Below are 11,241 nucleotides of genomic sequence, written 5' to 3' on the forward strand. Positions count from 1 at the left end.
AGTCACCCGCCGTCACCCCTGTGACAAGTGCTGTTCGTCTGCATCGGGATCGTAGCGCAGCCATACCGCGGCCATCGGCGGTACGCTCACGACGACCTCTGCGTCCCCGTCGTCGCGGGGCACCGCAAGCCGGGCACCGTTGAGATGGTCACCGTCGCCGTCCCAGCGCGCATCGTTCGTATTGAGGATCTCGCGCCACACGCCTGCGCGGGGCACCCGAAGGCCGTAGGCCACATAGGGCTCGGGGGAGAAATTGGCGATGCAGGCGACCATGTCGCCGTCCTGGCCGAATCGCAGCCATGAATAGGTGTTGGCCATCCAGTCGTTGGCGTTGATCCAGCGGAAGCCTTCCGGCTCGTGGTCGTGCAGGTACAGCGGTGGTACCTGTGCCTGCAGCAGGTTGAGCTCGCGGATGAGATCGCGCAGGCCCTTGTGCCAGTGCATCCCGTCGACCCACCACTCGAGGCCCTTCGATTCGTCCCACTCCGCGCGCTGACCGAACTCCTGTCCCATGAACAGCAGCTGCTTGCCGGGGAAGGACCACATGAACGAGTAGAAGGTGCGCAGCGTCGCGAACTTGCGCCAGTCGTCCTGAGGAATCTTGTCCACCATGGATCCCTTGCCGTGCACGACCTCGTCATGGCTGATCGGCAGGATGAAGTTCTCCGAGTACGCGTAGACCATGGCGAAGGTCAGATCGTTGTGGTGATACTGCCGGTAGATGGGGTCGAGCTTGAGGTACTCCAGGGAGTCGTTCATCCAGCCCATGTTCCACTTGAACCCGAAACCCAGTCCTCCCTCGTGGACGGGGGCGGTGACGCCGGAGAAGCTCGTCGACTCCTCGGCGATCATCATGACGCCCGGCTGGCGTTCGTAGAGATGCTTGTTCACATAGCGCAGAAAATCGATGGCCTCCAGGTTCTCGCGGCCCCCGAAGCGATTCGGAATCCACTCGCCCTCGGCTCGCGAGTAGTCCAGGTAGAGCATCGACGCCACTGCATCGACGCGGAGGGCATCGATGTGGAACTCCGAGACCCAGTACAGCGCATTCGAGACGAGGAAGCTCTTCACCTCATTGCGGCCGTAGTTGAACACATAGGTGCCCCAGTCAGGCTGCTCGCCCTGGCGCGGGTCAGCGTGCTCGTACAGCGCTGTTCCGTCGAAGCGCCCCAGGGCCCAGTCATCCTTGGGGAAGTGGCCGGGAACCCAATCGAGAATGACCCCGATCCCGGCGGCATGCAGCGCCTCGATGAGCACCTTGAGATCATCGGGCGAACCGAGCCGCTCGTCGGGGGCGTAGTAGCCGGTGACCTGATATCCCCAGCTGGCCTCCAGGGGATGCGACATCACCGGCATCAGTTCGACGTGCGTGAATCCCATCCAGGACACGTACTCGGGCAATGCCTGGGCGAGCTGCCGATAGTCCATGGTCTTGCGCCAGCTGCCCAGGTGCACCTCGTAGATGCTCATCGGGCGGTGATAGGGGTCGGTTTCCGCTCGGTGGCTCAGCCAGGCGTCCTCGCCAGGTGCCCATTCGTGGTGAGTGGTGTGGACGATCGATGCGTTGTAGGGGGGAGTCTCGGCGCGGAAGGCATAGGGGTCGACCTTCTCATGCCAGTTCCCGTCGGCACCCTGCACCTTGAACTTGTACTTGGCGCCGGCCCCGACCCCTTCCTTCCAGATGCCCCAGACCCCGGTGCCGGGAATGAGCTCCATCTCGTCGGCCTGCCACCAGTTGAAGTCGCCCATGACTTGCACTCGCTGGGCATTGGGCGCCCACACCGCGAAGCGCGTTCCGCTCAGTTCTCCGCGCTCATCGTCGTGCACGGTGACGACATGGGCTCCCAGCCGGCGCCACGCCTCTGTGTCGCCTCCGCTGTGGAAACCTTCGAGATCCCATCCGGTGAGGTTCCCGAACCTGTCATGAGCCATCCTCTGGCCTCCTTGTCGCTGTGCCGCCGGGAGCAACGATGTCCATGACGGCCTGCATCGGTATGTGGACCCACCCGGGTCGGTTGTGGGTCTCGTAGACCACCTCGTAGACGGCCTTGTCGACCACGTATGCACTGAGGGTATCGGTGTCGGGCGGGGTCGTGGCGTGGGTCTGGTAAGCAGTGAGGAAGGCATCTGCTGCCTGCCGCTGCCAGGCCGGCGTGCCGTGGCCCACGGCCCGGGCGTAGCCCAGCGAGCGGAGCATGCCCGCCACATCGCGCCACACGGAATCGGGCCGGGCGCGCTGCGCGAGGGACTTGAGCGGCTCGCCCTCCCAGTCGATGATCTTCCAGCCCGACGAGGTGCTCAGGGTCTGGCCCAGGTGGAAATCGCCGTGGATGCGCTGGGCCGCCAGCCGGCGTCCCCGAAGCCTGTCGAAGACAGCGGCAATGGGCCCGCGCAGACGAGCCAACTGGGGTGCCTGGGCCGCCGCGGCGTCCAGGCGCGCGGTCATGGCATCGGCCAGCTGTCCGCCGTCGACCTCCTCCGTGGGCAAGGCCCGTGCCAGCGCCGCATGGACGCGTGCCAGAGCAGCGCCGAGCTCGGTGGCCTGCCGGCCGAAATCGGTCCCCGTGCCGGCGCAGTGCACACCGAGTGTCCAGCCCTCGTCGAGGACCTCGAGCTGCTGGCTGACCATGAGCAAATCCGCCCGGGCGCCCTGACCGGCGATGTGCTCGGGCAGCGCGGCGTCCACCCAGCCGTACAGGGCATCCACGTCGTGCACGCCACTGCGTCCGAGCGCCGCGTGCAGTTCGACATCGATGTTGTGCCCCGGCTCCAGGCGCCGGAAGAACTTGACGAGTGCGCTGTCGCCGAGGAAGACGGTGCTGTTGGACTGCTCCCCCTCGAAGGGCCTGGCAGCCAGCGGCCGCTCGAAGACCTGCGCCTGCTGAAGATGGGCCGCCCATCGTAGGGCGGACGGACCGGCGTGCGGGCCATCCGGCGAGCTGCGCGGGTGAGCCAGCGCCCTCACCAGCGCGCTGATTGCCTCAGGGTCCTTGGTCGCGTCGTGGATCCAGCCCAGCTCGTCGTGTCCGATGACGGCACCGTCGAGCGGCTCGGCCCGGTAGCTGAGCAGCAGCTGGTAGAACTCTCGGGAGGAGTCGGGATAGCCGACCGTGAGGATTTCGGAGCGCACGCCCGGAGGCTGGGAGGCCGGGGCTTGCGCGGTTGCCGCCGGCCCGGCGAACCAGTCGAGCGCATCGAGGGCCAGCGGCACCGCGCCTCGGCCCTTGCCCCCGAACCATCGTGCGCGGGAGACGTGCTCCCAGCGCGGATCCTCGGGCAAGGTGCTCATCGGTCGGACCTCGGTCCGGGGTTCTTGCTGATCTCGAACCAGGCGAAGCCCCAGGCGGGAAGACGGTAGTGGAACTCCCCGTCGGCACCGAGCGGCTCGAGCCGCTCGGCACGCAGCAGGCTCGCCGGGGTGGCCCCGGCATTGTCCGGCAGATAGAGGCGCACGTCCTGCTCAGTGCCCGACAGATTGTTGAGGCACAGGACCTTCTGTGCCCCCTGGAGCCCAGGCCGATCCAGCGAGCGCAGAAAGCTGAGCACGGCGTCGTTCTCGCCGCCGAGATCGGTGAAGGTTCCCAGGCCGAAGACCGGGAAGTGGGCACGGGTGGCCAGCATCGAGCGCAGCCACACCAGCAGCGAGGAGGGATCGTTGAGCTGATCGGCAACATTGACGTCTGCCGGGAGATAGGGCTCCTGGTCGATGAGCGGCAGGAAGAGCTTGTCGGAGGGCGCGCTGGAGAATCCCGCGGAGGGTCCCGAGGTCCACTGCATCGGGGTGCGCACTCCGTCGCGGTCCTTGAGCCGGATGTTGTCGCCCATGCCGATCTCGTCGCCGTAGTACAGCACCGGTGAGCCGGGCAGCGAGAGGAGCAGGGCATGCATGAGCCTGATCTTCTGCGGGTCGTTGCCCATGAGCGGCGCGAGCCGGCGCCGGATACCCAGGTTGAGGCGCATGCGGGGATCGCTGGCGTAGTGACGCCACATGTACTGCCGGTCATCCTCGGTGACCATCTCGAGGGTCAGCTCGTCGTGATTGCGCAGGAAGGTCGCCCACTGGCAACCCTCGGGCAGCGGGGGAGTGGCGGCCAGGATCGTGGTGATGGACTCGCGTGTCTGGCGCTCCAAACCCATGTACAACCGGGGCATCACGGGAAAATGGAAGGCCATCTGGCATTCGTCGCCGTCGCCGAAGTATTTGATGACCTCGTGCGGCCACTGGTTGGCCTCGCACAGCAGGATCCGCCCGGGGAATTCCTCGTCCATCATGGCACGGACCTTCTTGAGGATGTCATGGGTGCCGGGCAGGTTCTCGCAATTGGTGCCTTCCTGCTCCACGAGATAGGGCACGGCGTCGAGCCGGAAACCGTCGACTCCGAAGCCGAGCCAGAAGCGCAGGGCGTCCATCATCTCGGCGAGCACTTCGGGGTTCTCGTAGTTCAGATCGGGCTGGTGCGAGTAGAACCGATGCCAGTAGTACTGTCCGCGGACCGGGTCGTAAGTCCAGTTCGATTTCTCGGTGTCGACGAAGATGATGCGCGCATCACGATAGGCGTCCGGCTTGTTGCGCCACACATAGTAGTCGCCATAGGGTCCGGCCGGGTCCTCACGGGAGGCCTTGAACCACGGGTGATCGGACGAGGTGTGGTTCATCACGAAATCGATGATGATCCGCAGGCCCCGGTCGTGTGCGGCGTCGATGAATTTACCGAACTCGGCCAGTGTCCCGACATCGGGGGAAATGGCCTTGTAGTTTGTCACGTCGTAGCCGCCATCGGCCATCGGCGAGTCGAAGAAGGGTGGCAGCCACAGGCAGTTCACGCCGAGCCACTGCAGATAGTCCAGCCGGGCCGTCAGGCCGGCCAGGTCTCCTACCCCATCGCCATCGGAGTCGGCGAAGGAACGCACCATCACCTCGTAGAACACCGCCGTGCGGAACCAGTCCCTGTTGCTGGTGTCGATGGCACCGACCGGCTGGACGAGCGAGAGGGCCATCTCCAGACGGGCCAGCTCGTCCTCGGTGATCTGTTCCTCGATTTCGACGGCATCCTCGTCCGGCTCGCCGTGAATGCCGGACTGATCGTCACTGATGCTCACACGCACTCCTTGCCGCGGTATCGCGCGGTGTTCTCGTCGTCGCCTCCAGCTGCGCTCACCTCGGCTGCGCCGCCTCGACTGGTGTCACTGTGAGGATATGGGCCGGCTGGGCAGGCCACAGCCTCACGTAATTGCGCTGGCCCCAGGTGAAGTCAGCCCCGGTGAGTTCGTCGTGCGCCTCAAGCGGGGTACCGGCGGGAAGGCCGAGCGCGCCAAAGTCGATCTCCACGGTGCCCTCGGCGGTGAAATCGGGGTCCAGGCTCACGACGACGACGATCCGGTCGTCTCCCTCACGCTTGCTGAACGCGAACAGCTTGTCGTGGTCGGTGGCCAGCACCTGGGTGTGTCGCAGCTGCTGGAGGGCAGGGTGCTCGTGGCGGACCTGGTTGAGCCGGCCCATGAGATCGTTGAGATTGGGCTGGGCATCGAAGTCGCGCGGCCGGAACTCGTATTTCTCGGAGTCGAGGTACTCCTCGCCACCGGGCCGCAGTACGTCGTGCTCGAACAGCTCGAACCCGGAATACACCCCCCACGCCGGCGACATGGTGGCGGCCAGCACGGTGCGGATCGCGAACGCCGCCGGGTTTCCGGAGTGCGTGAAGGACGGATTGATATCAGGGGTGTTCGTGAAGAAATTCGGTCGGAAAAAGGCAATCGAGTCGTGGGAGAGCTCCCACAGATAGTCGCCCAGTTCCTGTTTCGTATTGCGCCAGGTGAAATATGTGTATGACAGGTGGAAGCCCACCGTGGCCAATGCGTGCATCATCTCCGGGCGAGTGAATGCCTCGGCCTGCAGAAGCACGTCCGGGTGGGACTCGTGCAACCGGGCGGTGAGCCATGCCCAGAAATCCACCGGTTTGGTGTGCGGATTGTCCACCCGGAAGATCGTCACCCCGTGATCGATCCAGAACTCCAGGAGACGCAGCGCCTCGGCATAGATCCCCGCGGGATCGTTGTCGAAGTTGAGCGGGTAGATGTCCTGGTACTTCTTCGGCGGATTCTCCGCATAGGCGATCGTGCCGTCCGCTCGCGTCGTGAACCACTGGGGATGGCTGGTGACCCATGGGTGATCGGGGGACGCCTGGAGCGCGAAGTCCAGCGCCACTTCCAGACCCAGCTCGCGAGCGTGGGCGACGAAGTGGTCGAAGTCCTCGATCGTGCCCAGCGCAGGGTTGACCGCGTCATGGCCCCCCTCGGGAGAGCCGATGGCCCACGGCGAGCCAGGGTCATTGGGTCCGGCCTCGAGCGCGTTGTTGGCGCCCTTGCGGAAGGCTCGCCCGATGGGATTGACCGGCGGGATATAGGCCACGTCGAATCCCATGGAGGCGATGTGGTCGAGCATCGGCTCGCTGGACGCCAGCGTGCCCGAGGTCCACGAGCCGTCCTCGTGGCGCACCGCACCGATCGAGCGGGGGAAGAACTCGTACCAGGCAGAGAACTGTGCGCGTCTGCGGTGGACGACCACAGGGAACTCGCGGGTCGAGGTGAGCAGCCTGCGGGGGCAGAAGTTGACCATGAACTCACCGATGTCCTCGCGGGTGGCGACGGCCCGAAGCTGGTCGACCGGCGCGGCCGGGTCGAGCAGCCAGGAGGCCTCGGCGAGCAGCCATTCGGCGACGCCGTCGCCGGCCTCCTGCGCACCGGTCTTGGCCTCGGCGAGCAGTTCGCGACCCTCCAGGCAGACGAGCGCGACATCTTGGCCCACGTCGAGCTTGATGAGCGCATTGTGTTGCCAGCTGCCCCAGCGGTCGTCGTATGCCTCAATCCGAAAGCGGTAGTCGCCGGGCGCACCCACGGTGACCTCCCCCTTCCAGATGTCCAGGCCAAGGGGTTCTGCCTGGGCCATCTGCGCGCGTGTCTGGGAGCCGTCGGGGCCGGTGAGCACGATGGTGGCACCGAGCAGATCGTGACCTTCCCGGAAGATATTGGCTCCCACCTCGATGGTCTCACCCTCGGTCGCCTTGGCCGGATACACACCATTCTCGAGAACAGGCCACACGTTGTGGATCGGGATGCGCCCGAAACCTCGGGGCACTGCGCGGCGCGGTCGGATGCCGGCCGCCGTGCGCGCCGGGTCCTGGGCCGCGGGGTCATCGGCGGCGGCGTGACGCGGTGCGGGTTCCTCGTCGGGCGACGGCTCGGACGAGGAGGCCGGACGGTGGGTGCTCAAGTCCGATACCGGCTCGCCGGTGCTCGTGGGCTCGGCGGACACGGCCGGCTCGCCGGTGCTCGTGGGCTCGGCGGACACGATGGGCTCGCCGGGCGGATCAATGACTCCCGGGGCGGCCGGCTGTGCGGGCGCCATGGTGTGAGGGGCGTCATCGGGCTGGGGCACCATGTCGGGATCGGCGGGCCGGCCACGCAGCCATCGGCTCTTCTTGTCTCGGCTGAACACGCCTCAACGCTACCGGTCAGGAACGCCCGGGAACACAGCGAGAGAATTCAGGCCTGCGAATTCTCCTCGGGGGAGGCCTCGTCCTGGGTCACCCCGGCCTCGTCCGATGTCGTGGTCTCGGCGGCGGCCTTCTCGTCGGCCTGGGCGACCGAGAGGGTCGTCGCCTTGAGCACAACGACTGTGCGCGCAGGCAGCGTGAACGTCTCACCGGGCTGATAGCTCTCGGCCAGCTCACCGGGCTCGGCGCTGGTGGCCACCACCTCGAAGTGCGTGCCCCACTGTTCGGCGGGCAATGTCACCGCTGCGGGCTCGGGGCCCGAATGGAACCAGTTGAGGAACGCCGTGTCGGATTCATCGGAGACATACATGCCCAGCAGGCGGCGCGCACCATCGTTCCAGTCGTCCTGCGTCATCTGCCCCCCGCCACCGTTGAACCAGGCGATGGTGAGGCGGCCGAGCGGGGTGCCGTCGGCGCGCACCACATCGTGGCGATCACGGAACTGCGCGGGGCGCAACAGCGGGTACTGCTGGCGCAGCCCGATGAGCGTGCGCGCCAGGGTGCCGACATCGTGCCACTCGTCCTGGAGGCTCCAGTTCACCCAGTTGATCGGCCCGTCCTGACAGTAGGCGTTGTTGTTGCCCTGCTGGGTGCGCCCCATCTCGTCGCCGGCGCAGAACATCGGCACGCCGTCGGACAGCAGGAGCGTGGCGAGCATATTGCGCACCTGCCGGTGCCGCAGCGCATTGATCGTGGGGTCGTCCGTCTCGCCCTCCACGCCGCAGTTCCACGATCGGTTGTCGTTGGAGCCGTCGCGGTTCTCTTCGCCATTGGCCTCGTTGTGCTTGGAGTTGTAGGTGACCAGATCGCGCAGCGCGAATCCGTCGTGGGCGTTGATGAAATTGATCGAGGAGGACGCCGGGCGTCCATTGTGGTTGAAGATGTCGGTCGACCCGGCGAGGCGGGTGGCCAGTTCGTCGACACCGTGCACTTGGCTTCGCCAGTAGTCGCGGACATAGCCGCGATAGCGGTCGTTCCACTCGCTCCACCCCGGACCCCAGGCACCCACGAGATAGCCGTTGGGCCCCATGTCCCAGGGCTCGGCGATCATCTTGATGTCCTTGAGGACCGGATCGGCAGCGATCTGGCGCTTGAACTCGTGGTTCAGGTCGACCTGGTGGTCTCCATTGCGGATGAGGGTGCTGGCCAGATCGAAGCGGAAACCGTCCACCCCCATCTGGGTGACCCAATAGTGCAGCGAGTCCATGACGAGCGCCAGGACGTCGGCATGGGCCGTGTCCACGGAATTGCCGCACCCGGTGACGTCGTAGTCATTGCGCAAATCATCGGTGAGCCGGTAGTAGCCCTGGTGGTCGATGCCACGGAAGCTCAGCGTGGGTCCCTCGTGGTTGCCCTCGCAGGTGTGGTTGTAGACGACGTCGAGGATCACCTCGATGCCGGCCCGGTGCAGGGCGGTGACCATGGACTTGAACTCGGCCACCTGGTCGCCCTCGGTGCCCACCGAACAGTAGGCGGCATGGGGGGCGAAGAAGCCGAGGGTGTTGTACCCCCAGTAGTTCGACAGCCCGCGCCCGATGATGAACGGCTCGGAGACGAAGTGGTGCACTGGCAGCAGCTCGATCGCATTGACGCCCAGATCGGTGAGGTGCTTGACGACCGCGGGATAGGCGATCCCGCCATAGTGACCGCGCAGGTGCTCGGGCACCTGGGGGTGCAGCCGCGTGAATCCCTTCACATGGGCCTCGTAGATGACGCACTCGCTGAGCGGACGGCGCCGGGCGATCGGTTCCGGCGCGGGAGTGTCGGCGACGACGACCGACAGCGGAACCGATGTTGCTGAATCGCGGTTGTCGCGGGTGTAGAAGTCGTCGGGCACGTGATCGAAGATCGGGCCGGTGAAGTCGACCCCCGCGGTGATGGCGCGCGCATAGGGGTCGACGAGCAGCTTCGCGGGATTGGCGCGGAGCCCCTGGCCGGGGTCCCATGCTCCGTCGATCCGGAAACCGTAGCGCTGCCCGGCCTCGACACCGGGGACCGAGGTCGTCCAGATGCCGCCTTGACGGTCCATGTCGATATTGCGCTGGGTGTTCCCCTGGTCGTCGACCAGGGCCAGCTCGACGCGGTCGGCCCGGGGGGCCCACAAGCCGAACGTGCACCCGGTGGCGCTCAGATGTGCCCCAAGGATGTCCGAGACCTGCGCCCGTGTCAGTTCAGTCATGCGCCGTGCTTTCTTGGTTGCCTCGCCACCCATGGTGATTGTCCGGACATGGGCGGTCCTGCTTCGTGTCCGTGGTTCAGCTTAACGATCGCGCCGTAACCTAACATGTACTTCCCTAGTCGCAGCCCTGTCCAGCGTGCGCCAAGGACGACCACTGCAAGGAGGCTCCATGTCCGTCTGGTTGGTTCGCGAGAGCATCGAGGGTCCGGTGATGACCCCATGATCGCCACTGCCCTTGGCTCGTTCGCCGGAACCGGCATGGCAGCGACGATCCGCGCCGTGCTCGGTGTCTTCCCCGATCGGGCCCCGCTTCCCGAGCTGCCCGATCGTGGACCCCACGCGTCGATGTTCGCGCGCACCATGTGCCTGCTGGAGGATCTGCCCTTCGACCGCCAGCCCGCCGGGTGGCGGCTGAGCCTGGGTCCCTCGATCCTCGCGCGCCGAGCGCGGCGCACCCTGCTCGACGACATCGACGTGCTCGCCGAGAACATCGATGACTGGCCGGGCAGGCTGACCATCACGACGATGGGCCCCTGGACGCTCAGTGCCTGCGTCGACCTGCCGCGCGGCGGGCGCTCCATCGGCGACCCTGGAGCCCGCCGCGATATCTGCCAGGCCTGGGGCGCTGCCCTGGACACACACCTCGCCTGGGTCCGGCGGGTCATCGGCGCGCCGGTGGCCGTCCAGATCGACGAGCCCTGCCTCGGCCAGGTGCTCACAGGCGTGATCCCCGACGAATCGGGACGCCACAGCTTGCCGCCGGTCGAGGAACCGGAGGTGCGCGACGCGCTGGGCGCGGCCATCGCCCAGGCGAAGGCGGCGGGCGGCGACATCGTCGTCGTGCACTGTTGCGACGACGAGTTGCCGCTGGGAGTCATCCTCGACAGCGGCGCGGACGCCCCCAGCATCGACACCGCTGTCCTGAGAGGGTCGTCATGGGACAGGCTGGCCCAGTGGTGCCAGCAGGGCCGTCAGGCATGGCTCGGCGTGGTGCCGACCCACCAGATGGAGGCGGGCAGCGCTTTCATGACGCGGCAACGTGAGGAGGTCTGCTCGCGGCTGGAACTCGATGAGCAGGAGCGTGAGGCTCTGGTGCTCACCCCGGCCTGCGGACTGGCGGGCGTGGAGCGCTCGGTGGCCTGGCGGTCCTTGGCGGAGCTGGCCAAGGTGGCCCGGGGCTGACCGAGGTGGCCCGGGACATGGACTCACATCCGATGCACAGCCGCATGCGTCCGCCGGCTCCTAGACTGGATGTCATGAGCCGCTTCTTCTCCAACCTCGATCTCGACGGCGGTGCGCCCGTGCGGGCGCGTCCCCGACTGGGCGAGTGGGGGCCGGAGCTGGTGGCGACGACTCGCCGCAAGAAGAGGCTGAGGGTGTGGGCAGCGGCGGTCTTTGTCCTCGCGGCAAGCCTCGTCGGCGTCCTCATGTACGTCTTCTACCGCATCCTCATGGGCCAGTGACAGTGCGCGCCTCATCCGGTTCCGGCCGGGAGGCAGCGTTGGTCGC

At 66.6% G+C, this 11,241-nt stretch carries 7 protein-coding genes; 2 read left to right on the plus strand and 5 right to left on the minus strand.

Translation table 11 applies throughout. The annotated features are described in order from the left end of the window. Nucleotides 1–12: 12 nt before the first annotated feature. From glgB to glgX, 5 genes are all read right to left on the minus strand, one after another. On the minus strand, nucleotides 13–1,932 hold the full coding sequence (gene glgB / locus BMX93_RS03900) for a 1,4-alpha-glucan branching protein GlgB (RefSeq protein WP_091968246.1): 1,920 nt from the start codon (nucleotides 1,930–1,932) through the stop codon (nucleotides 13–15). Next, entirely contained in the window at nucleotides 1,922–3,289 is a 1,368-nt protein-coding gene (locus tag BMX93_RS03905; RefSeq protein WP_091968248.1) for a phosphotransferase, read from the minus strand. Before BMX93_RS03905 ends, glgB begins: the two co-directional genes overlap by 11 nt. Next, a complete protein-coding gene (gene treS / locus BMX93_RS03910; RefSeq protein ID WP_091968347.1) occupies nucleotides 3,286–4,998 on the minus strand; it encodes a maltose alpha-D-glucosyltransferase in 1,713 nt (570 codons plus the stop codon). The genes BMX93_RS03905 and treS overlap by 4 nt, the downstream gene beginning before the upstream one ends. Nucleotides 4,999–5,155: 157 nt before the next feature. Then, complete coding sequence (locus BMX93_RS03915) at nucleotides 5,156–7,495, minus strand: alpha-1,4-glucan--maltose-1-phosphate maltosyltransferase (protein ID WP_245725722.1); 2,340 nt, start codon at nucleotides 7,493–7,495, stop codon at nucleotides 5,156–5,158. A gap of 47 nt (nucleotides 7,496–7,542) precedes the next feature. Beyond that, nucleotides 7,543–9,732, minus strand: a complete 2,190-nt coding sequence (glgX, locus tag BMX93_RS03920) for a glycogen debranching protein GlgX (RefSeq protein ID WP_091968350.1) — start codon at nucleotides 9,730–9,732, stop codon at nucleotides 7,543–7,545. A 219-nt stretch (nucleotides 9,733–9,951) separates the two neighbouring features. Here glgX and BMX93_RS03925 point away from each other — a divergent pair, with 219 nt between their 5' ends. Both BMX93_RS03925 and BMX93_RS03930 read left to right on the plus strand, forming a co-directional pair. Next, a complete protein-coding gene (locus BMX93_RS03925; RefSeq protein ID WP_177170056.1) occupies nucleotides 9,952–10,914 on the plus strand; it encodes a uroporphyrinogen decarboxylase/cobalamine-independent methonine synthase family protein in 963 nt (320 codons plus the stop codon). A 74-nt stretch (nucleotides 10,915–10,988) separates the two neighbouring features. Continuing rightward, on the plus strand, nucleotides 10,989–11,195 hold the full coding sequence (locus tag BMX93_RS03930) for a hypothetical protein (protein ID WP_091968255.1): 207 nt from the start codon (nucleotides 10,989–10,991) through the stop codon (nucleotides 11,193–11,195). The last annotated feature ends 46 nt before the right edge of the window (nucleotides 11,196–11,241 follow it).

The sequence above is a fragment of the Propionibacterium cyclohexanicum genome, assembly GCF_900111365.1.
Lineage (GTDB): Bacteria > Actinomycetota > Actinomycetes > Propionibacteriales > Propionibacteriaceae > Propionibacterium > Propionibacterium cyclohexanicum.

Bases quoted from the DNA above. Each gene is read 5' to 3' on its own strand.
- glgX (WP_091968350.1), bottom strand. From the start codon at position 9,732: ATGACTGAACTGACACGGGCGCAGGTCTCGGACATCCTTGGGGCACAT.
- BMX93_RS03930 (WP_091968255.1), top strand. From the start codon at position 10,989: ATGAGCCGCTTCTTCTCCAACCTCGATCTCGACGGCGGTGCGCCCGTG.
- BMX93_RS03905 (WP_091968248.1), bottom strand. From the start codon at position 3,289: ATGAGCACCTTGCCCGAGGATCCGCGCTGGGAGCACGTCTCCCGCGCA.
- glgB (WP_091968246.1), bottom strand. From the start codon at position 1,932: ATGGCTCATGACAGGTTCGGGAACCTCACCGGATGGGATCTCGAAGGT.
- treS (WP_091968347.1), bottom strand. From the start codon at position 4,998: ATGGCCCTCTCGCTCGTCCAGCCGGTCGGTGCCATCGACACCAGCAAC.
- BMX93_RS03925 (WP_177170056.1), top strand. From the start codon at position 9,952: ATGATCGCCACTGCCCTTGGCTCGTTCGCCGGAACCGGCATGGCAGCG.